Raw genomic sequence first — 26,223 nt, 5'->3', positions numbered from 1 at the left:
ATACTGAAAAAAAAGCATTTTCTTAATTTTGCACATGTTGAACACCTTAATGTTATATACTATGAAACTGTCAATAGATTTAGGAGGAACCAATATTCGAATAGCCCAAGTGGAAAAAGGGAACTGCTTGAATAAAGTGTCGGTTCCATGTTTAGCTCAGCAAGATGCTTCTACTGTGCTAAACCAGCTTTCCCAGCTTATTCGGAATATGATGAATGAGCAGGTAGATGGTATCGGTATCGGTGTCCCTTCAATTGTTGATCCGGAGAAAGGAATTGTATATAATGTAGCAAATATATCTTCTTGGAAAGAAATACACTTGAAGGAGATTTTGGAGAACGAATTCAAGGTGGCAGTTGCCATTAATAATGATTCCAACTGTTTCACTTTGGGGGAGAGCCTATACGGCGAAGGAAAATCTTATACCAACATGGTAGGCGTTACTATCGGGACCGGAATTGGAGCTGGCGTTGTCATTGGCCGTCGTTTGTATGGTGGGCAATATATGGGAGCCGGTGAGATAGGCTCATTTCCTTATTTGGACTCTGATTTTGAACACTATTGCAGTAGTTTCTTGTTTAAACGTTATGGCACTACCGGTGCGGTAGTAGCTGAAAAAGCCCAGCAAGGAGAACAAGCTGCATTGGAGATTTGGAAAGAGTTTGGGAGGCATTTGGGTAATCTTATAAAGGCAATTCTTTTTGCCTATGCTCCCCAGGCTATTGTTTTAGGAGGCGGTATTGTATCGGCTTTTCCTTTCTTTAAAAATGCTATGGAACAAACAATGCAAAGTTTTCCCTACAAGATTATATCGGATAATGTGAGTGTGGTGGCTTCGCATCAAAAGGATTCCAGTTTATTGGGTGCTGCCGCTCTTCTTGAGTAATAATCCCTATACGGTTTGATTGAAAATAATAAATATTTTGCAGTTATATTATTTTACGCATAAATAAGGACTGTTAGGGAATTGTTCCTTTTGTAATAACTATGTAATTCTGCTTTCTGACCTTTGTGGCGGAATTATAATTTTCTATATTATAAACTTTAAATTTTGAATGCATGAAACAAGTAAATCTTAGAATCTATCGAACGATTCTGACCCTATTGTTGGGACTGTTCTTGTCGGCAGGTGCTTATGCACAGCAGATTTCTGTGAAAGGAACAGTAAAGGATCAGACTGGCGAACCTGTGATTGGTGCCAATGTGTTAGTAAAGGGGACGACTAATGGAGTGATTACGGACGTTGACGGAAACTTTAATGTTTCGGCCGATAAAAACGGCGTATTGGTAATCAGTTTTGTCGGCTATGTGACTCAGGAAGTACCAGTGGCAGAAAAACAAATGGTAATTGTGCTTAAAGAGGATACAGAACTTCTGGATGAGGTTGTTGTATTAGGGTATGGTGCGAATACACGTAAGCAGGACTTGTCTGCTTCAGTGGGTGTAGTAAGTAATACTGAAGAATTGGCTGCTCGCCCGGTAACTTCTACCGAAGGCATGCTGCAGGGACAGCTGGCAGGTGTTACCATTACGGCCGATGGTGGCGACCCAACTTCTTCTCCTAACATTGTGATTCGTGGTCAAGGCTCACAAGATGGAGACAATGTACTTTGGGTTGTGGACGGTGTTCCCGGTGCACCTATCTCATCCATGAATGATATTGAAAGTATCGTTGTTTTGAAGGATGCTGCTTCTGCTGCTATCTATGGCGCACAGTCTGGTGCAGGTGGTGTTGTGTTGGTAACTACCAAAAAAGCGAAACAAGGTGCTCCTTCGTTGACTTATGACGGCACTTTTGGTATTCGTCAGGCTACCAATTTGATAGAACCACTGAATGCGGAGCAGCAGATTGAGATGCGTAAGATATCTCATCAAAATGCAGGACTTTCGCTTCCAGTCGGTTGGGATGTTACCAAAAATCCATGGATAGGTACGACTCGTACTGATTGGATGGATGAGATTTTCCGCACTGCCTTCTACCAACGTCATAACGTAGCGTTGAATGTAGGTTCTGATAATTTTTCAAATCGTATATCTTTTGCTTACGATAATGATGAAGGTGTTTTGATTAATACTTTCAAGAAGAATCTTACATTACGTTATAATGGTAAAATGCAGCTGAACAAGTGGGTGAGCGTCAGTGAGGATTTTGTATGGCAGAACACTACCCAACGTTCCAAAGCTACGGATAACGATGCTTATACAGGACCTATCCTTTCGGCTATCTACATGCCGGCAAGTGCCACTGTCTATAATCCGTTGGACGGAAGTTATGGTGGTGTGACTACGGAAGATCCTGCCTATATTGAAAAATATGGTTCGAATTTCTCTGATATCCACGGGGATGCTGTAAATCCGGTACGTCTATTGGAAGCAGAGAATTTGTATGACAAGATAAGTGACATATGGAGCACTACCAGCTTGGAGATAGCTAATGTACTTCCTGGATTGAAGTTTACGAGTCGTTTTACTTATAATATGAAGACTAATCATTACAAGAAGTTCAATCCTATTCGTGATGAAGTAGGTAAACCGGCTTTGTCGAATAATCTTCAAGAAACTACTTACCGTAGAGATGCTTGGAAGACGGAAAATACCCTGACTTATGATAAGACATTCGGTGAACATACGGTTGGTGCCTTGTTCTCGACTACGGCAGATCATTCTGAAACGCGTGGACTGGAAGTGACGGGTAAGGATTTTGCGGATGAATCGGAATTTTTACAATACATGGCGTATGCAGGATCAGTGACAGCATCTGACTATTTGACTGGACCTGATGCCAATGTGTCGTTGATTGCCCGTTTGGCTTATTCTTATAATGACCGTTATTTTGCTACTGCATCTTGGCGTCGTGATTATGCTGGACGTTTGCCTAAGGAAAATAACTATGGTGATTTCCCTGCAGTGACCCTTGGATGGAAAATATCTAATGAAAAATTCTTTAAGAAGAGTGATTTTATCAGTTTGCTGAAATTGCGTGCTTCTTGGGGGCGTGTAGGTAATTTGAGCTCTATAGGGCTTAATTATAAGTCTGCTTTGTTGAAGAAAAGCTCGTGGACAGAACAAGCACAATATGGTCCTGAGGCAAATAATATCTGGAATACTTTGATTTACAACGGCTCTGCGTTAAATCCTGATTTGACCTGGGAAACTTCAGAACAGACTGACTTGGGCTTGGATGTTGAGATGTTTAAAAACCGTTTGTCGGTATCATTAGACTATTTTGATAAACGTACTTTCAATTTGATTCAGACACAATCAATGGGGTGGCCTTCTACTATGGGACTCGATGCCATGTTAATCAATCAAGGTGAAGTGCGTAACCGTGGCTTTGAGATTCAAGCTAATTGGAGCGATAAGATTAACAAAAACCTTTCTTATTTCGTATCGGGTAACTTCTCGTATTTAAAGAACTGGGTATCAGATATAGGTGTGAAGGATGCGGATGGCAATCCGGGTTTGTGGCCTAATGATAAAAGGTTCCGTAGCATCCCTTATATGATGCAGAGTACGGAAGGGGAACCTCTGAATTCCTTCTACTTGATTAAGACAGATGGTTTGTTCCAAAGTGATGCAGAAGTTGCCGAGTGGAATGCTAAACATGGAACATATGTGACCAATGATAATGGTGAAAAAGAGTGGGTAGGTATTCAGCCGAATGCCAAGGCTGGTGACTTGAAGTTTGTGGATCATAATGGCGATGGTAAAATTACGGATGCAGACCGTCAGTATATGGGTAGTGCGACTCCGAAGACGACTTTTGCCTTTACATTGGGAATGACGTGGAAAAAACTTTCTTTCAGTGCCATGTTCCAGGGAGTAGGTGGAGCAAAAGCTTTATATGTAGGAAAGTACATGCTGTTGAGTGATGTAGAAGGAAACTTTAACCGTTCCAGCGAGATATTGAATGCTTGGAGTCCTACAAATACCGGTTCTGATATTCCTCGTTTGTCAAAGAATGACCCGAATGGAAACTTTACGACTGCATCTGATTGGTATTTGGAGAATGCTTCTTATCTGCGTTTGAAGAATGTAACCCTTTCTTATGATTTAAGCGATGTATTCCGCAAGTGGTCTCATTTGAATGACCGTAACAGCCGTTTGTCTGTGTACTTCAGTGGTGAAAATCTTGCTACTATCACTGGATATTCTGGTATGGATCCTGAATGTGGTGGCTGGGATGCTTTGAAATATCCGGTATCTCGCGTATTATCTGTTGGTGTAAAATTGACTTACTAATAATTAATAGAGAAGAATGATTATGAAAAAAAATATATTATTTTTTGCGATGTCTGCCACATTGCTTATGAGTTCTTGCAGTGACTTCCTTGATGTGCAACCAGAGGGAGATGCTACTACAACGACTTATTTTACCAATGACCTGCAGGCTATTGATGCTGTAGATGCATTGTATGAAAGATTTCATCAGGAAGCTGTATATGGACGCGAACTGTTTTGGGAACAAGGTGCCGCGTGCGACGTTGTGTGGGGAAAGACCCGTGATTTTCCAACACTTGCTACATTGAAATATACAGGAGACGAATCCCCTTTGCGTACTATTTTTGATACTATGTACAAAGTGATGGCACGTTCCAACTGGGTAATACAAGAGTTGCTTAAGAAAGGGAAAAGCACCACTTTGAGTGATATTGAAAAGAGAAGTCTCGGTGAAGCTTACTTCACTCGTGGATGGGCTCATTTCTTGATCGCTTATCGTTACGGTCTTGATACACAAGGGGTACCTTTTGTCCGTTATGAAGATTTTGAAGGTGGCTATGACAATTCTATTCCTCCTCAGCAAGCTTCGGTCATCGATAATTATAAATTGATTATCTCGGATATGGACAAGGCAATAGAGTATTTGCCCCGTTTTGAAGAGTATGGAGATAATGATAGAGGACGCGCGCACGATGCGGCTGCAGTAGCTTTTAAAGCTAAAGTTTATGCTTATTGGGCAACTTGGGATGCTACACAATGGGGAAATGTAATCAGTATGGTCAATGAACTGGAAACTGCTTACGGACGTGATTTAGCCGGTACTTATGAAGAGTTGTTCTCTTCTGATTTCTCTAAATGGTGGAATAAAGAGTATATTTGGACTATTCCTGGAAATGGTGGCTCTCAAGGTGGCGGTTCGGAGTTTCCGGGAGTTGTCCTTGAGAACAAAGGCTGGGGACAATATAATGGCTGGGGACAGAACAAGCCGTCTTATGATATTTACGAAGAGATGTTGAAAGACGGAGCTGGTAATGACCGTTTGGTTCGTACGGTTTTAGAGTATGGTCAGGAATTTCAATTCTTGGGTGAATCCCGTGCTTTTTATTCAAGCTCGGATATTGAATCCGGTTTTATGATTAATAAATACATGGATCCCTTTAAGTATGAAGATGCAGCCAATAAGGGGTATATCAATACAAACGGAGACTGGCCGACGGTACGTATTAATTTCCCGGTTATCCGTTTTGCAGAAATGTTACTTTTCCGTGCGGAAGCTTATTTGATGACTAATAAAGCGGACTTGGCTACGGCTGATTTGAATCGCATTCGTAAACGTGCCAATGTTGCATTATTGACGGGCACTGCTACTATGGCTGACCTATATCATGAACGCCGTTGTGAATTGGCATTTGAGTTTACAGACCATTTATATGATTTGAAACGCTGGTATCGCTCAGGCAATACTGAAATAAAGGCTTTGGCTGCTGCCGAATTGAATGCCCGTCCGCGCGTACGTCATTATGCCAACCGCCAGGACCCTGCTTCCACATTCGTTGTAGGTGAGTATGAGGATTATACGGATAAGATTGCTTATCAGGATTACATGATCGTATTCCCTTATCCTTCGGTTCAGATTACCAAATCTGATGGTAAGTTAAAACAGAATCCTCATTATGATTGATATTTTCTCTGAAAGAGATAAAATATAAAAAAAGACCTCATTGCCATTGGTCTAATCTGCAGGGGTTGGTATTTTCGGGTATTGATCCTTGCAGATATTTCTTCTTTTTCTTTCATTTGCAAAGGCTATTCATAAAATCATTTTAATATACGGAGAGACGGCATTCCCGACAGTCTGCAGCGCTCTTCAAATATACAGTCTGATGAAATTAAAAACTCTTATATGTGCAACTACTGCCTTTTGGGCTTGCTGCTCTTGTACATCCGGTGAACTATCTCCCGTAGACTATGTAGACCCTTTTATAGGTACCGGCTTTCATGGGCATACTTATCCGGGGGCAACCGTTCCGTTCGGGGCGGTACAGTTAAGTCCTGACACGCGTGCCGGAAACTGGGATGCTTGTTCGGGGTATCATTATAATGATACGACTCTAAAAGGTTTTTCACACACACATTTAAGTGGGACCGGATGCATTGATCTTGGGGATATACTGTTTCGTCCTACTACGCTGAAACCGGATTTGACTACGGAAAGCATTTACCAGCCAGCGGCTTTTTCCCATAAAGACGAAGATGCTTCTGCCGGATATTATTCGGTTGTTCTGAAAGAAGAAGGAATAAAAGCTGAATTGACGGTAACGGCACACGCCGGTATGCACCGCTATACGTTTCCTTCCGGCAAAGAAGCATCTATTATTATAGATTTGACTCATTTGCTTGATAACGAATATATTTATGAGGCTGAACTTGAACAGACTGCCGCCAACGAAATAACAGGTATGCGCAGAACCAGGGGATGGACGGACAATCAGTACGTTTATTTTGTAGCCCAGTTCTCGAAACCTTTTCAGGCCATAGACTTTATACAGAATAAAAAGATGGTTTCTGCAGGAGTTAAGTTGAACGGTACCGATTTGCAGGCTTGCTTGTCCTTCGATAATAGTAATGGAGAGCCGGTTATAGCCAAAGTTGGATTATCCATTGTCAGTGAAAAGAATGCACGTGAGAATTTGGAAACCGAGGTGATAGGTTTCGATTTTGATGCCGTGCGTAGTGCTGCCCGTTCCGCTTGGGAACAAGCTCTCTCTGCTATTACGGTAAAAGGCGGCAATACGGACGACTTGAAGAATTTCTATACAGCCATGTATCATTCTATGGTTGTACCCAATGTCGTGAGTGATATCAATGGTGAGTACCGCCGTCATAATATGGAAATTGGGCAATTGCCAAAAGGCAAAGTGCAATATTCTACATTTTCGCTTTGGGATACTTTCCGTGCATGGAATCCGTTGATGACTTTGATTGATACAACTTTGGTCAATAATATGATAAATTCCTTTCTGGACATTTACGAATCTTCGGGTGAACTTCCTATCTGGCCGCTTTCTGCCGGAGAGACGGGAACTATGATTGGTTATCATGCAGTGTCCGTTATAGCAGATGCTTATATGAAGGGTATTAGAGGATTTGACGCGGAAAAGGCGTTGGAAGCTATGGTAGTTTCTTCTGAAAAGAACAAAAAGGGAGCTGATTACTATATTCAGAATGGCTTTATTCCTTCTAATATAAAGAAAGAGTCCATCTCTTGTTTGCTGGAGTTTGCCTATGATGACTGGTGTATTGCACGTATGGCTCAGGAAATGAGTAAGGATGATATTTATCAAAAGTATATTCAACGTTCCCAGAACTATATCAATGTTTTTGATGGTAATACAAAATTCTTCCGCCCCAAGCGGATGGATGGGAACTGGGAAACTCCCTTCAATCCTATTGAGGTAGGTCGTGCCTATACGGAAGCCACAGCCTGGCAGTATCGCTTCTTTGTACCTCACGATGTAAGCGGTATGGCACAACTGTTTGGTGGTAAGAAAGAGTTTATTACCGCACTCGATTCTATCTTTACAGTAGAGTCGGGTGTACATGGCGATTTAGTGGATATTACCGGACTGATAGGTCAATATGTTCATGGCAATGAGCCGAGCCATCATATCGCCTATCTGTACGATTACGTCGGACAGCCTTGGAAGACGCAGGAAATGACACGCCGTCTGCTCCATGAAATGTACGCTCCTACGCCTGAAGGAATCATTGGTAATGAAGATTGTGGACAGATGTCCGGTTGGTATATATTATCCTGCTTGGGTATTTATTCAGTTTGTCCGGGAAGCAATGAATTTGCACTGACTACTCCTCTATTTGAGAAAGCGGTTGTCAACCTGGCAAATAGAAAGACTTTGACCATCCTTGCCAACAATCCGAAGAAGAATGTCTATATCACAAAAGTAGAATTGAACGGACAACCGATAGATGTAAATTTTATTACTTATGCACAGTTGATGGAAGGTGGAGAACTTCGTTTTACTTTGTCCGACAAGCCGAATATGGAGAGAGGTGTTTCCTCTGAAGCATCCCCTTATTCCTATACTAAAGATGAAGTCGTTTCCATTCCCTATGTGGATAAGGATTTGAACTTGTTTATGGATAAGGTAACGGTTGCATTGGCCACAACAACCAAGGATGCCGAAATCAGATATACATTGGATGGCAGCGAGCCCACAGAGCAATCGGTATTGTACGAGCAGCCTTTTGAACTGGACAAGACCACTTTAATAAAAGCCAAAGGATTCAAGGAAGGTCTCCGCTCAAGCAGAACATTATCCATATCGGCAACGAAAGCTGAATTGAAGGCTGCTCTTTCTGTAAATCCTACTCAGAATGGTACATCTTATAAGTACTTTGAAGGCACTTACCAGAAAGTGGCTGATGTAGAAAAGTCACCGTTGCTGGAGTCTGGTGTCATGCCCGAACCTTCTATTAAGGGTGCTAAGCAGGAGGATCATTTCGGTTATATCTTTTCTGGATTGATAAATGTTCCCGAAGATGGAGTCTATACTTTCCAGACCCGTTCGGACGATGGCAGTGTCTTGTACATTCACGATGAGCAGGTAGTCAATAATGATGCTTCCCATGCTGCAATTCCTGCTACCGGAATGGTCGCGCTGAAGAAAGGTTTTCATCCTTACAAGCTCTATTACTTTGAAGATTATGAAGGTGAGTATTTGAGCTGGGCTTGGAAACTGCCTTCTGCCGAGAAGTTGGCACCCATTCCTGCATCGGCTTTATTTGTGAAATAATAGTTTAATATATATGCTATGAGAAAGTTATTTTTGTTATTTTTACCTTTGTTCGCTGCATCATGCGGACAGGTGAAGCAGCAGGCACCTGCACCAGAGCCCGTTAATGTCATGAGTTTCAATATTCGCTATGACAATCCGGAAGATAGCTTGGACAACTGGCAATACCGTAAAGACCGCGCGGCAAATGCCATCCGTTTTTATGATGTGGATATATTGGGTACGCAAGAAGTACTTCATAATCAGTTGGAAGACCTTAAACAACGATTGCCGGAATACGGAGTCATCGGTGTAGGTCGTGAAGATGGAAAGGAAAAGGGTGAATATAGTGCACTCTGGTATAAGAAAGATCGTTTCAACTTGCTGGATTCTGGCTATTTCTGGTTGAGCGAGACTCCTGAAGTTGCCGGTTCCAAGGGCTGGGATGGAGCTTGTGAGCGTATCGCTTCATGGGCAAAACTGCAAGATAAAGTAAGTGGCAAGGAGTTCTTCGCATTGAATACCCACTTGGATCATGTAGGTGTTGCTGCACGTCGTGAAGGTATAAGCCTTATGCTGGATAAAGTAAATGAGTTGAGTGGTAACTTACCCGTAGTAGTAACGGGCGACTTTAATGCTAGTCCGGAATCGGATGTCATCAAACACGTGACTGACCCTTCCAATCCGGAACACTTGACAGATGCACGCCAGGCATCGGCAATTGTTTATGGTCCGGCATGGAGTTTCCATGATTTCGGAAAGATTCCTTACGATAAACGTCCGCTGATTGATTACGTTTTTGTACGTAATGGACTGAAAGTTTTGAGGTATGGTGTATTGGCTGAAACAGAGAATAATGCTTTCCTCTCCGACCATGCCCCTATTTTAGTAACGGTTGAATAATAAAACAATAATTATGACTAAGATATTAAGAATATGTATCGTTATGCTCTTGGCAGTCTTGCTACTGCCGGTAGAGTTATCGGCACAAAGCCGCCGTGATAAAGAACAGACCTATGTTTTGGACCAACCTTATGAGGTGACAAAGATTACCCCTCCCCAGGGCAAGAAGATAAAGAATGTCATCTTGATGATTGGTGATGGCATGAGTCTTATGCACGTATATTCTGCCTGGACAGCCAATCGAGGCAAGTTGTTTTTGGATAACTGCCAGGTAGTGGGTTTGTCTAAAACCTATTGTGCCAACAAGCTGATTACAGACTCGGGAGCGGGTGGAACAGCCATAGCTACGGGGCAGAAGACAAACTATCATTCTGTGGGTGTAGATACCGAAGGACGTCCTTTGAAATCATTGGTAGACCTGGCTGCTGCTAAAGGTAAATCGACCGGTATAGCGGTGACTTGCCGTCTGTGGGATGCCACTCCTGCTGATTTTTGTTGCCATAACAAGGATAGGGATGCGGAAGCTGAAATCGTAGCAGATTACGTTAATTGCAGTGCCGATTATGTATTCGGTGGAGGTGCCAAGCTTTTCGAAAACCGTGAAGATGGACGTGACTTGTTTAAGGAACTACGCGATAAAGGATTTCAGACTCCTCGCAGTTGGGATGAATTGGCTGGCATAAAGAGTGGTAAGGTATTTGCCGTACCTTATCCCGTCGATACTCCTCTTCCTGCTGAACGTGGCGACCTTTTGGCACGTGCTTCATTGAAAGGTATCGAATTGCTGGACCAAAATAAAAACGGTTTCTTTATGATGATAGAAGGTTCGCAGCTGGATGACTACGGACACTTCAATGACATTGATTTGCTGATGCAGGAAACACATGACTTTGACCGTACTATCGGTGCCATTTATGAATGGGCTGCCAAGGATGGAGAAACATTGGTAGTAGTTACTGCAGACCATGAGACTGGTGGACTTACGTTGGTTGATGGAGATTTGGCAGAAGGCAGAATCGTATGTAAGTTCTCTACCGGTGGTCATAGCGGTGTAATGGTACCAGTGTATGCTTTTGGTCCCGGTGCAGAGGAGTTTACAGGGATTTTTGAAAATACTGCTATCTTTGACAAGATAAAAAAACTGCTCAATTTGTAATTTAAAAAATAACTATTTCCTATGTTGAAACACATTTTATTGGTAAGCTTGCTTTCTTTTTCCACTCTCCCTTTGCTGAAAGCTCAGAGCTGTGGCAATGATGAAAAGTATCATTTGCCTTATAAAAATACATATGTAAAGGAACCGCTGGTCACTGAAAATGAGTATCGTGTGGCAAAACCTGAGACGATTGTGCCGAAAAGCTTCGAAGAAGCTCGGCAGATTCTTCCCAATCCCATTTGGGGTGGACATGACAAGGAACTTGAAATGTATTGGAAGGCATGGGAAATAGCTATCGGCAATATTCGTGCTCCTCAAGCAGGCTCGGGTTTTGTCTCAAGCTATTTGGATACAGCTTATAATGGTAATATCTTTATGTGGGATTCCTCTTTCATTCTGATGTTTGCCCGCTATGGTACCCGTTTCTTTCCTTTCCAGAATACGCTGAACAACTTTTACGCCAAGCAGCATCCCGACGGTTTCATTTGCCGTGAAATAAAGGCGGATGGTGCCGATTGCTTTGAACGCTATGATCCGGTGAGTACCGGACCGAATTTGATGCCTTGGTGTGAGATGGTCTATTTCCATCAGTTTGGTGATACGGAACGCCTGCACAAGATATTTCCGGTACTTTGTGCTTATTATAAGTGGTTGAAATTGAACCATACTTGGAGAAATGGAACCTACTGGTCAAGCGGATGGGGGACCGGCATGGATAATATGCCCCGTGTTCCGTCGGAATACAGCCCTATCTACAGTCACGGGCATATGATTTGGTTAGATACAAACCTACAGCAATTATTTACTGCCAATTTACTACTTGAGATGGGCTTTTATCTGGAACGTTGGCAAGAGATAGAAGAGTTTGAAGACGAAGCCAAAATGCTGGGAAAATATATCCATGACAATCTTTGGGATGAAAAGACCGGTTTCCTTTATGACCAGTATGCTGACGGTACGCTCTGTACAACCAAGGGAATAGGTGCCTATTGGGCTCTGTTTACTGATGTATTGGATTCTGTACAGTTGGACCGTATGGTGAAGGAATTGGATAATCCTGCCACATTCAACCGGAAACACCGTATTCCTTCTTTGTCTGCCGATAATCCCAAGTACAAGGAGAATGGCCGTTATTGGCAGGGTGGCGTATGGCCGGGAACTAATTACATGGTGATGCAGGGCCTTGTGCAGAAAGGTTATGGTAAACTGGCACGGGAGATTTGTTTGAATCATTATGCCCAGGTGTTTGAGGTCTATAAGAAGACTGGAACTTTTTGGGAATATTATGCTCCGGAAAGTGCTGAGCCGGGATTTATGGCAAGGGATAATTTTGTGGGTTGGGCAGGACTTCCTCCTATTGCTGAATTGATAGAATTTATTATCGGTATTCGGGGAGATTATGCCAAAAAGCAGATTATCTGGGATATGAATTTGACGGAGATTAACGGCATAGAACGCTATCCTTTTGGTCCCGAAGGGCTTATCTCCTTAAAAGCTGAAGCACGCCGTTCTGCAAGTGATGAACCTCGTATTACAGTAGATTCCAATATCGATTTTGAACTGTGTGTACTCTATGGTGGAAAAGAGAAAAAGATAAATGTGACATCCGGTAAGCATACCTATTAAAGAAGAAATCAATCATGAAAAACAATATGTCAAGACGCCAATTTCTGAAGACTGGCGGGCTTGCCTTGGCTGCAATGACCTTTCAGCCCGCTTCCGTATTATCTTCATCCGGGACTTTCAGCCAGAGATATGTTTCGTTGCGTCCTTCTGCAAGCAAAAGGAACTTCATTTCGAAGGCAGTAGATGCTGCCATTGAAGAAGCAAAGCCTAAAATAAAGGACGAGAAGTTGCGTTGGATGTTCGAGAACTGTTTTCCCAATACGCTTGACACTACTGTCAGATATAGAGTGAAGAATGGCAGACCAGATACTTTCGTCATTACAGGTGATATAGATGCCATGTGGTTGCGCGACTCTTCAGCGCAAGTATGGCCCTATCTGCCGTTGATGAAGAAAGATAAGGACTTGCAGTTGATGGTGGCAGGACTTGTCAACAGACAGACTGAATGTATCTTAATAGACCCGTATGCCAATGCCTTCAACGACGGGCCGTTGGGCAGCTATTGGGAAACCGACCATACACAACATATGGCTAAGGAACTGCATGAACGCAAATGGGAGATAGATTCTTTGTGCTATCCCATTCGTCTGGCTTATCATTATTGGCAATACACGGAAGACACGTCTGTGTTCGATGAAAATTGGCATAAAGCTATGCTGCTGGTGGTCAAGACCTTTAAAGAGCAACAGAGGAAACAAGGCTTAGGACCTTATAGCTTTACGCGCGATTGCGACCGCCCTACAGATTCGCAGATTAACAACGGATGGGGAGCACCGGTAAAGCCGGTCGGCTTAATCGTTTCTTCTTTCCGTCCGTCAGATGATGCTACACAATACGGTTTTCTGATTCCTGCTAATATGTTTGCGGTTGTGTCATTGCGCCAATTGGCTGAGATAGAGGATAAAGTTTATGGAAACAAGGACTTCTCCGGAGAATGTATAACATTGGCAGATGAAGTGGATGCAGCTATCCGTAGGTATGGTACTTTCAATCATCCGGTTTGTGGGCGTATTTATGCTTTTGAGGTCGACGGTTTTGGTAACGCGCTTTGTATGGACGATGCCAATGTACCCAGTTTGCTGGCTGCGCCTTATCTGGGTTATTGTTCTTTTAAAGATGCGATTTATCAGAATACCCGTAAAATGATATGGAGCGGCAATAATCCTTATTTCTTTAAAGGAAAAGCCGGTGAAGGGGTAGGAGGCCCTCATGTGGGATTGAATTATATCTGGCCGATGAGCATCATTATGAAGGCTTTTACAACGGATGATTCCGAAGAAATACGTGCTTGTCTGAAGCAACTTCGTGATACGGATGGAGGGACGGGCTTTATGCATGAGTCTTTCCATTCGGAGGATGCCGCGGACTTTACTCGTTCCTGGTTTGCCTGGACAAATACTTTGTTCGGTGAACTGATACTGAATACAATCAAGGAATATCCCAACTTATTATCCCAAATACTATGAAGATAAGATATTGGTTACTGGCTATGTCATTCATTTTTCTCTCTTGTGGGAGAGTGGCTGATGATGTAGAGGCAAACTATGGTATTATACCCATGCCGAATGAACTTGCTCCAATGCAGGGAGTGTATGTCTTGCAAGGGAAAAAAACAGTGGCTGTCCCTTCCGGGGAAGCCGCGATGAAAGTTTTTCATTATTTGGAGGATGCGTTGAAAAACACTTCTGTAACGCTGAAGGATATTTCGGAAACGGGAAAGGCCGATATTTGCTTATCTATAGATAATTCCTTGCCCAATGAGGCCTATACATTGGAGGTTTCTTCCGATAGGATAAATATATCTTCCAATGAAACTGCCGCCGGATTTTTTTATGGTGTCCAGTCTTTGCTGCAGCTCATGCCGGCAGCCATTTATGATGGTGACCGGAAATACGAAGGAAAGATTAGGATTCCTGCTGTCAGCATTACGGATGCTCCCCGTTTCCCTCATCGTGGGGCTATGATGGATGTAGGGCGTAATTTTCTGCCAAAAGAGGAAGTGCTGAAGTTTCTTGATTTGATGGCATTCTATAAATTGAATAAATTCCATTTTCATCTGACAGATGACCAAGGATGGAGAATAGAAATAAAGAAATACCCGAAACTGACTGAAATAGGTTCTTATCGTAAACAGACTCAGATAGGACACTCTGATTATTATTTTCCACGGCGTTACGATGGAAAAGAAAAGAGAGGCTATTATACGCAGGAAGAAATAAAGGAAATTGTGAAGTATGCATCCGACCGTTTCATTACGGTCATTCCCGAAATTGAAATGCCGGGACATGCATCCGCAGCACTGGCTTCCTATCCGGAACTTTCTTGCGGACTGGGAAAGACTTATGTGGTGCGTGATTATTTTGATGTTTTTGATGAGGTCTATTGTCCCAAAGAGCATACATTTGAATTCTTACAAAATGTGCTGACCGAAGTTATGGAACTCTTCCCCAGCCATTATATCCACATTGGTGGAGATGAGTGTCCCAAGAAAGCATGGAAGAAGTGTGCCCATTGCCAGCATTTGATGAAGTGGGAAGGTCTGCCCAACGAAGAAGCTCTGCAAAGTTGGTTTATCCATCGGATTGAGCAATTTGTGAACAGTAAAGGGCGTGACATCATCGGGTGGGATGAGATTCTGGAAGGAGGGCTTGCCCCTAATGCTACCGTCATGTCATGGCGTGGCGAGAAAGGAGGTATCGAAGCGGCTCGCCAACGGCATAAAGTCATTATGACACCCGGCAAAAAGTGTTATTTGGATTACTACCAGGAAAGTCCGGAATTTGCCCCGTTGGCTATCGGCGGTTTTCTTCCGTTGGATACGGTGTACAATTATAACCCGCTTCCTGCTGAACTGACTCCGGAAGAACAAGCTTATATAATAGGTGTACAAGCCAATATCTGGGGAGAGTACATACAGACTCCCGAATATTTTGAATATATGGCTTTCCCTCGTTTGCTGGCTATGTCAGAGGTGCAATGGACACAGCCGGAACATAAGGACTTCGAGTCGTTTGCCCGTAGGCTGGATAAGGAGTTTGAACGATTGGATTATTGCGGAGTGAATGCTTGCCGTAACTTCTATGAAGTCAATCAGGCTGGTGCGTGGAACAAGTCGCAGCAGACTTATGAGGTGACTTTGAACACCTTCTGTCCGGATGCCGATATTTACTATGCGGTAAATGATTCAACGGTCAACACTTCATCTTCCCTTTATGAGACTCCGATACCGTTGGACGAGGATGCAACTATTTATTCGGCAGTTTACAGAAGCGGTAAGCCGCTAGGGAAAGTGACCCGCAAGAGTTTTGCTGTAAACAAGGCAACCGGATGTGACTATACTTGTAATCCTAAAGCAGGATGGGAACACTTGAATAAAGGCTTCGGGCTGACTGATGGACGACGTGGCTATGCCCGCGACATGCGTCGCTGGATTAGCTTCTACCAGGATACTGTACAGATTGTAGTGGAACTGAAGAAACCTCAAAAAGTCAAGGAAGTGGCCTTTTCTTCTTTATGGCGGCCGGTAAATGAGATATGGCCGGCAAGAGCGATGGGTGTCTCTGTTTCAATGGATGGTCAGACTTTTATTCCGGTGGGCACTAAACGGCTGACTTATGATTTTAGCTTGACGGAAGGCACCCGTTTTCCGGCATCTCTTTCATTTGCCGAAACGGAAGCTACATTTGTCCGCTTGGAATTATTGAGTGGTGGCTTGTGCCCGAAAGGATATTTTCATGAAGGGTTGCAGAGTGAGTTGGCAATAGATGAAATAGAAATATATTAATCTCAAGAAATTATGAAGAAAATAGTTGTTCTTTTAGTTGTACTGTTGGGCTGTATGCCGGTAACGGCTTTTGCGCAGAAGCAATTCTTTTTTAAGGATGGCAGGTTTGTAGTAGCACAGTTTACAGATTTGCACTGGATGCCGGGTTCTGCAAAGTGTGCCGAAACGGCAGCTACTATCCGTGCTGTCCTGGCAGCCGAACATCCGGACATTGCTATACTGAGTGGGGATGTGGTGACCGATGACCCTGCTATGGATGGATGGAAAAGTGTAGTGGATATTTTCAATGAAGCCAAGATGCCTTTTGTGGTGATGATGGGAAACCATGATGCAGAATACTTGACGCGCAATGAAATCTATGATTTCCTCTTGAAGTCTCCCTACTATGTGGGGGCAAAAGGCCCTGAAGATATTATGGGATGTGGTAATTGTGTGATTTCTATTTATAGTCCGGAGAAGAAGGACCAGGTAGAGGCATTGCTCTATTGCATGGATTCCAACGACTATCAGCCTAATAAAATCTATGGTGCTTACGACTGGATTCATTTCGACCAAATAGAATGGTACAGAAAGCAAAGTAAACACTTTGCAGAGAAGAACGGTGGTAATCCCGTTCCTGCTTTGGCCTTTTTCCATATTCCGCTGATTGAATACAACGAAATCAGAGGTGACGGGAAAACTTATGGCAATGACAAAGAAGGTGGAGTTGCCTCTGCTAATATCAATTCTGGTATGTTTGCTTCCTTCCTTGACATGAGGGATGTAATGGGAGTATTTGTAGGACATGACCATGATAACGATTTTATAGGAATAGATAAAGGTATTGCATTGGGATACGGACGGGTGACCGGTGCGGATGCGTATGGAGAGTTGACGAGAGGAGCCCGTATCATTGAACTGTACGAAGACCAATTCAAATTTGACACATGGATTTCCACTCCTTCGGGAAGGGAGGCTGCCTACTATTACCCTTCAGGTCTGAATTCGGATGAGGAGCAGAGTATGGCTTATTTGCCGGCTACGGGAACTTCTCCCAAGAAGCAGGGCGTGGCATATACCTATTATGAAGGCAAATGTAAACGTGTTGCCGATATTGCCGCCTGCAATAAAGTGAAGGAAGGGGTGATGAAGAACTTCTCGATTGAAGAAGTAGCCGTCCCTGATCATTTTGCTTATGATTTCCGTACGTTGGTGAAAATTCCAGAAAGGGGAGTATACCGTTTCTATACTTTTTCCGATGATGGTTCTAAACTATACATAGACGGTAAATTGATTGTTGATAACGACGGTGGACACAGCGGACGCCGTGCCGAAGGGAAAGTCGCTCTCGAAGCAGGGTACCACGAGTTGCATCTGCTGTATTTCGAAGATTACATGGGCCAGGAATTGGAAGTCGGGTATTCGGGACGGAATGTTCTGGAAACCGTGTTACCTGATACCATGTTGTTTGTACCGGATTAAATCAGCGCTGGTAACTCTTTGTCTGGTACTCTTTCCGATATTCATTGGGAGAGACTTTCTTCAAAGCTTTGAATTGGCGGGACAAGTTCTTCAGATTGTTTATTCCGACTTGTTCCGCCACATCTGCAATCGGAGCATCACTGGCCAACAGCAATTGGGCAAAGCGTTCCATCCTAAGGTTGAAGATGTATTTGTGGATGGATTGCTGGGTGACTTGCTTGAAGCGAATCTCCAATAAACGGCGTGATAATGGTACTTGTTTCACTATATCCGATACAGTGATATCAGCTGCTATATTCTGATGGATATATTTCAGAGCGGTTTGGATATGGGCATCGGTGGTAGAATAGAAGTCGGTCGAAAGCCGGTTGATTATATTAACTGGTTGGAGCACTACGTCCTGATAAGTGGCCTCCTCATCATTCAATAGATGTTCTATGAGGGCAGCTGCCTCAAATCCGCCTCTTACAATGTTTTGGCTGATACTGGATAGGGGAGGGTCTGAAAGATTGCATATAATCTCATCATTGTCGACTCCTAATATTGCTATCTTGTCGGGCACTCTGATGTTGTTGACTTTACAGATTTCCGTAATGCGGTTACCTTGATTGTCATCGCAAGCCATGAGTGCCGTAGGTTGTGGCAATGACTTTAACCAGTTGAGCAGGGGCGGTGCTTCATAAAACCATAAGTCATCAAGGGATTGGTCCTGATAAGAATAGAAATTGTTTCCAAACCCTTGGGCTGCTATACATTCATAGAAACCCTCGCAACGTTCTTGTGACCATACCGTATCGCGATAACCATAGAATGCGAAGTTCTGAAAGCCTTTACTCAGAAAAAACTCTGCTGCCATTCTGCCGGTCTTGCGGTAATCGCCGGTGATGTTTGGAATATTGCTGAACCTTGATTTATAATCCTGGGCCAATGCGATAATTCCGTTTTCACGGAATAGCTCCACGTTGTCATCATTGTCAAATCTGCCGATGATTGCATCTGCATGCCATGTCTTTGCCCATTTCAAGACTCCTTCTATACCATGACTGTTTTTGTAGGAGGGTGGCATACGGCATACTACCCATGGCTCATGGCTTTTGGAATAGGCCAATACCCCCTTTAGCAGATTGTACGAAAAGGACTCTGTAAAATCGGTCAATAATATCAATCGAATCATAGCAGTTGACTAAATGTAACTGATTGTTACTTATACAAATGTTAGCTTAATTGACAAATATAGGATTTTATTTCTTTTTCTTCAAATCTTTTCCCTCATATTTGCAGATTGCTTCAATCCATTTTTCTTCCAGTGGCTTGGACTCGTGTTTGGCGAGGTCGAAGGCTACCATGACGGAGGTACATACGCATTTTACTTCTTGGGTTTCCGTATCAATGACCCGTTGGGCGAGGTGGAAGCTTTTGGTTCCTATCTCAGTGACGGCAGTTTGCACGGCGATATGGTCCGAACCATAAATCTGTGCGAGGAAGTTTGCTTCAATATGGACGACAACGATACCATCCTTTTCCCAATCTACATCCGGGCATACGGAAGCGAAATATTCCGTTTTTCCTAAATCATAAAAAGAGAAGTAAACAGTGTTGTTTACATGGCCGAATTTGTCGACGTCATTGAAGCGTAGTTGTATGGGCAGGGTGTGGTTAAATTGAATTTCTTCCATTGTTTTCTCTTAAACTTTGTTTATAATCGCTGCAAAAATACTATTTTTGCGTGTTAATCCGTGAACTTATATATCAAGAAATGATAGAAGACATCAAAAAAGCCTGCCAGGTAATGAGCGAGGGCGGGGTAATTCTGTATCCGACAGATACGATTTGGGGTATAGGTTGTGACGCTACCAATGAAGAAGCGGTGCGCCGTGTATATGAAATCAAGCAACGCTCTGACAGTAAGGCGATGCTGGTATTGGTAGATTCTCCGGTAAAGGTGGATTTCTATGTGCAGGATGTTCCGGAGGTTGCCTGGGATTTGATAGAACTGGCTGACAAGCCCCTTACCATAATTTATTCCGGAGCGCGTAATCTGGCTCCTAACTTGCTTGCCGAAGATGGTAGTGTAGGTATCCGTGTCACCAGTGAGGCATTTTCAAAACGGCTTTGTCAGCAGTTCCGCAAGGCGATAGTCTCTACTTCTGCCAATGTCAGCGGGCAACCGTCTCCCGGTAACTTCAGTGAAATAAGTGAAGACATCAAGTCTGCGGTGGATTATATAGTAGGATACCGCCAGGAGGAAACGGGACGCCCGAAACCGTCCAGTATCATCAAGTTGGGCAAGGGCGGAGTCATTAAGATTATTCGCGAATAAAAGGAAAAATGGCAGAGGACAAGAGGAGTTTGTTGCAGCGCTTCATCATATGGCGCGAAAAGAATATCAAGGAAAAGCGGTTCATACTGATTCTCAGTTTTCTTGTAGGTATCTTTACGGCATTCGCCGCACTGATACTGAAAGTCATCATACACTGGATACAGAACTTCCTGACGGATAATTTCAATGCGACGGAAGCCAACTACCTTTATCTGGTCTATCCGGTAGTGGGTATCTTCCTGACCGGATTGTTTGTCCGCTACGTGGTGAAGGACGACATCAGTCATGGTGTTACCAAAATCCTATACGCCATCTCGCGGCGGCAGGGACGCATCAAACGGCATAACACTTGGTCGTCCATCATAGCCAGTTCCATTACCATCGGTTTCGGTGGTTCGGTCGGGGCGGAGGCGCCTATTGTGCTGACGGGTTCGGCTATCGGTTCCAATCTGGGAACCATCTTCAAGATGGAGCATCGTACGCTGATGCTATTGGTGGGATGTGGTGCTGCCGGTGCGGTTGCAGGCATTTTCAAGGCGCCGATTGCCGGTCTGGTATTTACGCTGGAGGTACTGATGATAGATTTGACAATGTCCTCCTTGTTGCCGTTGCTGATATCTGCGGTGACGGCTGCAACTGTTTCCTATATCGTGACGGGTACGGATGCCATGTTCAAATTCCATCTGGACCAAGCTTTCGAATTGGAGCGTATTCCGTATGTCATTATGCTGGGTATCTTCTGTGGATTGGTTTCCCTTTATTTTACCCGGGCCATGAACTCTGTGGAAGGCGTGTTCGGAAGGTTGAGAACTCCATATAAGAAACTGATAATGGGTGGTGCCATGCTGAGTATCTTGATATTCCTTTTTCCTCCGTTGTATGGCGAAGGTTACGATACGATAGAGTTGTTGCTGAATGGGATGAGCAATGCCGAATGGGACACGGTGATGAATAATTCCTTCTTCTACGGGCACGGCAACCTGTTGCTGATATACCTCATACTGATTATTCTGTTTAAGGTCTTTGCTTCGAGTGCCACGAATGGCGGTGGCGGTTGCGGCGGTATCTTCGCACCTTCGTTGTATCTGGGTTGTATTGCCGGTTTTGTCTTTTCACATTTCAGCAATGAAATAGAGATGACGGCTTATCTGCCCGAGAAGAACTTTGCCTTGATGGGAATGGCGGGGGTCATGAGTGGGGTCATGCACGCTCCGCTGACCGGCGTGTTCCTCATAGCCGAGCTTACGGGAGGATACGACTTGTTCCTGCCACTGATGATTGTTTCCGTCAGTTCCTATCTTACCATCATCATGTTCGAGCCTCATAGTATCTACTCCATGCGTTTGGCCAAGAAAGGAGAACTGTTGACGCACCATAAGGACAAGGCTATCCTTACCCTGATGAAAATGGAGAATGTGGTGGAAAAGGATTTTGTGACCGTGCATCCCGAAATGGATTTGGGTGAACTGGTAAAGGCTATTTCCGCCTCGCATCGCAATGTTTTTCCCGTGACGGATAAGGAAGGGGTGTTGATTGGCATTGTCTTGTTGGACGATATCCGGAACATTATGTTCCGCCAGGAGTTATATCATCGCTTCACGGTGGGAAAACTGATGACTTCGGCTCCGGCACGTCTGTATGATACGGACAGTATGGAGCAGGTGATGCGCACCTTTGATGATACGAAGGCGTGGAATCTGCCGGTGGTGGATGCGGAAAACAAATACTTGGGCTTCGTGTCCAAGTCGAAGATATTCAACTCGTACCGTGAAGTATTGGTACATTTTTCAGAAGACTGAGGACTTTTTGGTATTTACTATTTTACTATTTACAAGTTACTATTTGCCGTTCGGGGTGATGGGGCATTGTAAATCGCAAAGAAGATGCTTCGTACATTGTAAATGGTAAATTGTAAATGGGCAAATGAGCTGCCTCGCAAATGGTACATTGTAAATGGTAAATTGTAAATGAAATGGTGGAAAAGAAGAATTTGAGGATTGTATATATGGGTACTCCCGACTTCGCGGTGGAGGCTCTTCGTTGCCTGGTAGAAGGAGGTTACAATGTGGTGGGTGTCATTACGATGCCGGACAAGCCTGCCGGACGGGGGCATAAGCTCCAATTCTCTCCGGTGAAACAGTATGCACTGGAACATAATCTTCCGCTTCTTCAGCCGGAGAAGCTGAAGGATGAGGCTTTTGTGGAGGTGTTGCGTGCATGGAAGGCCGATTTGCAGATAGTCGTTGCCTTCCGTATGTTGCCGGAGGTGGTATGGAACATGCCGCGATTGGGCACCTTCAACCTGCATGCTTCCCTGCTTCCGCAGTATCGCGGCGCAGCCCCCATCAACTGGGCAGTGATTAATGGTGATACGGAAACGGGCATCACCACTTTCTTTCTGAAACATGAGATTGATACCGGTGAGGTTATTCAGCAGGTACGGGTACCCATTGCCGATACGGACGACGTGGGTATCGTTCACGACAAACTGATGCTGTTGGGTGGTCGCCTGGTGGTAGAAACCGTAGATGCCATTCTTGCCGGTACAGTGAAAAGTATTCCTCAAGAAGAAATGGCCGTCGTGGGTGAACTGCGTCCGGCACCGAAAATCTTCAAAGATACTTGTCGTATTGACTGGAACCGCCCGGTGAAGCGTATTTACGATTTTGTACGCGGCCTTTCTCCCTATCCTGCCGCTTGGACGGAGCTGGTCCAACCCGGTGGAGAATCTGTTGTGGTAAAAATCTTCGAGACGGAGAAAATAGGGGAATCCCATCAGCTGGCTCCCGGAACCTTGCAGACAGACGGGAAGACCTATATCCGCGTTGCTGCCGAAGATGGCTTTGTCGGCATCCGCTCCCTCCAGCTTCCGGGCAAGAAGAAACTGAAAACGGATGAACTGCTACGCGGCTTCCGGTTGACGGAAGGATACGTGATGAAATAACTGATTGTCATTCAATAACTTCCTACTGCAAAACTACTGCACTCGTTTTGCAGCGTCACTGCAAACCGCTTTGCAGTGTTGCTGCAACTAATATGCAGTGTGACTGCAACTGCTTTGCAGTAGCACTGCAACACGTTTGCAGTGACGCTGCAAAAGGTATGCAGTAAGTTTGCAGTGAGAGTTTTGACTTCCAATGTTAGGCTGAATTAAATCTTTTCTTTATATTTGTACATAACAAAGTTCGTAAACTTTAGAACATAACATTATGAAACCAATCATATCCCCTTCTATTCTCTCTGCCGATTTTGGTTATCTGGCACGAGACATTGAAATGATTAACGAAAGTGAGGCGGAGTGGGTACATATCGACATCATGGACGGTGTGTTTGTCCCTAATATTTCTTTCGGATTCCCGGTACTGAAGTATGTGGCAAAACTGTCGCAGAAGCCTTTGGATGTGCATCTGATGATTGTACAGCCGGAGAAGTTTATTCCGGAGGTGAAGGCTCTGGGAGCACATGTCATGAATGTGCATTACGAGGCTTGTCCGCATCTGCACCGCGTGGTGCAGCAAATCCGCGAAGCAGGGATGCAGCCGGCGGTAACGATTAATCCGGCAACTCCCGTGTCCTTGTTGAAGGATATTATTAATGATGTATACATGGTGCTGATAATGAGCGTAAATCCTGGCTTCGGCGGACAAAAGTTCATAGAGCATTCTCTTGATAAAGTGCGCGAGTTGCGTGAATTGATTACGGTTACCGGTTCGCAGGCCTTGATAGAAGTGGACGGTGGCGTAAACTTGGATACCGGTTCGCGTCTGGTAGAAGCTGGAGCAGATGTACTGGTAGCAGGCAATGCCGTTTTCTCGGCTCCCGATCCGAAGGAGGCCATCCGTGCATTAAGGAATCTGTAATCCGTCTTCTGGATTGATAATCGACAGCTGGCAACGGCATCCTTTCCTTCGACTGTTGATGCCGTTGGTAGTTGGTATTTTGTGTGGAGATGCGTTTCCACACGTGCTTTCTGCATGGGAGTATGTGGCAGGTTTTCTGCTTTTTCTTTTTATTATAGGTAGATACAAGCATACCGGATGGGTGTATGGAGCGGCGGTATACCTTTTCTTGGGTGGTACGGGGGGCTGCTTGATGAGTTGGCAGCAGGGAAAGACGGTATTTCCCTTTTCGGGCAAAACTGCTGTTTATAGGGTTTGTATCCGCGAGCATCCCGAAGAGAGGGAGCGCAGCATATTGTGCAGGGTTGCCCTGCTGGGAGAGGTAGAGAAGGATACAGTTACGGGTTGCCCCCGAAATCATCTTTTTCTGGCTTATTTTCCGAAAGATTCTGCTACGGCCACTTTGCGCCGTGGTGATGAGTTGCTGGTATCTACCCGGCTTGTTCCTCCGGCAAACAATGGTAATCCCGACGAGTTTGACTATGCCCGCTACCTGAGGCGGAAAGGCTATAGCGGCACGGCTTACGTGGCTGACGGACATTGGCGGAAGACGGGGCATGATGCCTCTCGCACTGTCAGCCAGGTGGCACTGGATTATAGGGAGAAAGTGGTTGGCTTATACCGGAGTTTGGGTTTTGAAACTGATGAATTGGCGGTACTTGCTGCGTTGACAGTGGGGGATAAAGAGGAACTGAGTGATGATATTGTGGAGACCTACTCCGTTTCGGGAGCCAGCCATGTACTGGCACTTTCGGGGTTGCACATAGGTTTTCTGTATGCTTTGCTCTTGTTTGTGCTTCGTCCTTTGTGGAGGCGATGGCGGCGGTTAAAACCTTTGTTGCTTTTGCTTCTGGTCCTTTTCTTGGTGAGTTTTGCTTTTTTCACGGGATTGTCTTCCTCGGTGGTGCGGTCGGTCGTCATGTTCTCTTTGTTGGCGTTTGCCGGTTTGCAGCCGGAAAAGCCGCTGACTCTGAATACGCTGGCGGCAACTGCTTTCCTGATGCTGCTGTGCAAGCCGGTCTGGTTGTTTGATGTCGGTTTTCAGTTGTCATTCTCGGCGGTTGCAGCTATTGTACTTGTACAGCCTAAGTTATATGCCCTTTGGAAGGTTGACAATCGTTTCCTGCGATATTTGTGGGGACTTATGACAGTGTCCATGGCGGCTCAGCTGGGTACGGCCCCTTTGGTCATTTTCTATTTCTCCCGTTTTTCCACTCATTTTCTGTTGACTAATCTTTGGGTAATTCCCATGGTGTCACTCGTTCTGTATTCTGCTGTCTTTCTGTTGATGCTTACGCCGCTGCCTTTTGTACAACATCTGTTTGCAAGGGTAGTAGAGGCATTGGTACATGTCCAGAATGAAGTGCTCCGCTGGATAGAGCATCTTCCCGGCGCTGCTGTCGATGATATTTGGCTGGATATATGGGGTGTTTTGCTCGTCTATCTGTTCTTGGGGATGGCATATTATGGCTTTCTACGCCTTACGGTACGTAGAGTCTGCTTTGCGTTGCTGGCATTGTTGGCAGTGGTTTCCTGGCATTCCCTTTCCATCATGTCCAATGCTCCCCGGCAGGGGATTGCTTTTTATAGCGTGAGAGGCTGTCCCGTTGTCCATTGTATGGCAGACAACCGTCATTCTTGGTTGGCATGTACCGATAGCTTGCCGGATATGCCGCGTTTGTGCCGTGCCCTTTCTCCGCATTGGAACCGCCTGCGTCTGGAGACTCCCCGACTGGTTGCCGGAGATTATACCACTTCCGGCTTATCCATGCGCAACCAGATTGTCTCTTACGCCGGTAAGCGCATCTGTCTTCTTTCCGACAACCGTTGGAGAAACAAGAACTCTTCCCGTCCCCTTTCAGTTGATTATCTGTATGTCTCCAAGGGGTATCAAGGTGGGATAGAGGAACTTACTTCGCTCTTTTCCATGGGCATGGTGGTGCTTGACGCTTCTCTTTCAGACTATTATCAGAATAAGATTGCCAATGATTGCGTTCGCTTAGGTATTCCCTATCTTCTTCTTTCTCAAAAAGGTTCTTACCGCATATTGTTATAAATCA

At 44.5% G+C, this 26,223-nt stretch carries 17 protein-coding genes; 15 read left to right on the top strand and 2 right to left on the bottom strand.

Annotated features, from left to right (window positions below):
- The first annotated feature begins 61 nt into the window (after nucleotides 1-61).
- From DWZ03_RS17115 to DWZ03_RS17070, 10 genes are all read left to right on the top strand, one after another.
- Entirely contained in the window at nucleotides 62-886 is an 825-nt protein-coding gene (locus DWZ03_RS17115; RefSeq protein ID WP_005833328.1) for an ROK family protein, read from the top strand.
- Between the two features lie 173 nt (nucleotides 887-1,059).
- A complete protein-coding gene (locus tag DWZ03_RS17110) occupies nucleotides 1,060-4,242 on the top strand; it encodes a SusC/RagA family TonB-linked outer membrane protein (protein ID WP_005833326.1) in 3,183 nt (1,060 codons plus the stop codon).
- A gap of 22 nt (nucleotides 4,243-4,264) precedes the next feature.
- Nucleotides 4,265-5,902 carry a RagB/SusD family nutrient uptake outer membrane protein gene (locus DWZ03_RS17105; protein WP_005833325.1) on the top strand — a complete coding sequence of 546 codons (1,638 nt, stop codon included), beginning with the start codon at nucleotides 4,265-4,267 and terminating at the stop codon, nucleotides 5,900-5,902.
- 202 nt (nucleotides 5,903-6,104) lie between these two features.
- Nucleotides 6,105-9,035, top strand: a complete 2,931-nt coding sequence (locus DWZ03_RS17100; RefSeq protein ID WP_098032158.1) for a GH92 family glycosyl hydrolase — start codon at nucleotides 6,105-6,107, stop codon at nucleotides 9,033-9,035.
- Nucleotides 9,036-9,053: 18 nt separating this feature from the next.
- Entirely contained in the window at nucleotides 9,054-9,917 is an 864-nt protein-coding gene (locus DWZ03_RS17095) for an endonuclease/exonuclease/phosphatase family protein (protein ID WP_005830032.1), read from the top strand.
- Between the two features lie 13 nt (nucleotides 9,918-9,930).
- Nucleotides 9,931-11,073 carry an alkaline phosphatase gene (locus DWZ03_RS17090; RefSeq protein WP_008664179.1) on the top strand — a complete coding sequence of 381 codons (1,143 nt, stop codon included), beginning with the start codon at nucleotides 9,931-9,933 and terminating at the stop codon, nucleotides 11,071-11,073.
- A gap of 21 nt (nucleotides 11,074-11,094) precedes the next feature.
- On the top strand, nucleotides 11,095-12,699 hold the full coding sequence (locus DWZ03_RS17085) for an MGH1-like glycoside hydrolase domain-containing protein (RefSeq protein ID WP_005830037.1): 1,605 nt from the start codon (nucleotides 11,095-11,097) through the stop codon (nucleotides 12,697-12,699).
- 14 nt (nucleotides 12,700-12,713) lie between these two features.
- A complete protein-coding gene (locus DWZ03_RS17080) occupies nucleotides 12,714-14,165 on the top strand; it encodes a glycoside hydrolase family 125 protein (protein ID WP_005833321.1) in 1,452 nt (483 codons plus the stop codon).
- The gene (locus tag DWZ03_RS17075; protein WP_016273081.1) at nucleotides 14,162-16,483 is read left to right on the top strand and encodes a glycoside hydrolase family 20 protein; all 2,322 of its coding nucleotides are present in this window, start codon (nucleotides 14,162-14,164) and stop codon (nucleotides 16,481-16,483) included. The genes DWZ03_RS17080 and DWZ03_RS17075 overlap by 4 nt, the downstream gene beginning before the upstream one ends.
- A gap of 12 nt (nucleotides 16,484-16,495) precedes the next feature.
- The gene (locus DWZ03_RS17070) at nucleotides 16,496-17,944 is read left to right on the top strand and encodes a PA14 domain-containing protein (RefSeq protein ID WP_005830044.1); all 1,449 of its coding nucleotides are present in this window, start codon (nucleotides 16,496-16,498) and stop codon (nucleotides 17,942-17,944) included.
- Nucleotide 17,945: 1 nt separating this feature from the next.
- On the opposite strand, the gene DWZ03_RS17065 is transcribed toward DWZ03_RS17070, so the two are convergent.
- A complete protein-coding gene (locus DWZ03_RS17065) occupies nucleotides 17,946-19,118 on the bottom strand; it encodes a xylose operon transcription regulator XylR (RefSeq protein ID WP_005830046.1) in 1,173 nt (390 codons plus the stop codon).
- A 67-nt stretch (nucleotides 19,119-19,185) separates the two neighbouring features.
- Nucleotides 19,186-19,620 (bottom strand): acyl-CoA thioesterase, encoded by a 435-nt coding sequence (locus DWZ03_RS17060; protein WP_005830048.1) that lies wholly within the window; start codon nucleotides 19,618-19,620, stop codon nucleotides 19,186-19,188.
- 80 nt (nucleotides 19,621-19,700) lie between these two features.
- Between DWZ03_RS17060 and DWZ03_RS17055 the strand changes: the two genes are divergently transcribed.
- The 5 genes from DWZ03_RS17055 (at nucleotide 19,701) to DWZ03_RS17035 (ending at nucleotide 26,219) form a co-directional block, all read left to right on the top strand.
- A complete protein-coding gene (locus DWZ03_RS17055) occupies nucleotides 19,701-20,264 on the top strand; it encodes an L-threonylcarbamoyladenylate synthase (protein WP_005830050.1) in 564 nt (187 codons plus the stop codon).
- Between the two features lie 8 nt (nucleotides 20,265-20,272).
- Nucleotides 20,273-22,063, top strand: coding sequence for a chloride channel protein (locus DWZ03_RS17050; protein ID WP_016273078.1), 1,791 nt, complete (start codon nucleotides 20,273-20,275; stop codon nucleotides 22,061-22,063).
- Nucleotides 22,064-22,236: 173 nt separating this feature from the next.
- Nucleotides 22,237-23,208 carry a methionyl-tRNA formyltransferase gene (gene fmt / locus DWZ03_RS17045; protein WP_120130438.1) on the top strand — a complete coding sequence of 324 codons (972 nt, stop codon included), beginning with the start codon at nucleotides 22,237-22,239 and terminating at the stop codon, nucleotides 23,206-23,208.
- Nucleotides 23,209-23,473: 265 nt separating this feature from the next.
- The gene (rpe, locus tag DWZ03_RS17040) at nucleotides 23,474-24,124 is read left to right on the top strand and encodes a ribulose-phosphate 3-epimerase (RefSeq protein WP_117749098.1); all 651 of its coding nucleotides are present in this window, start codon (nucleotides 23,474-23,476) and stop codon (nucleotides 24,122-24,124) included.
- 58 nt (nucleotides 24,125-24,182) lie between these two features.
- Entirely contained in the window at nucleotides 24,183-26,219 is a 2,037-nt protein-coding gene (locus DWZ03_RS17035; protein ID WP_120130437.1) for a ComEC/Rec2 family competence protein, read from the top strand.
- Nucleotides 26,220-26,223: the final 4 nt, after the last annotated feature.

Origin of the sequence: Bacteroides sp. AF29-11, from assembly GCF_003602895.1 — a bacterium.
In the GTDB taxonomy this organism is placed as follows: domain Bacteria; phylum Bacteroidota; class Bacteroidia; order Bacteroidales; family Bacteroidaceae; genus Bacteroides; species Bacteroides uniformis.
This window is presented reverse-complemented; position numbering and strand designations above follow the sequence as displayed.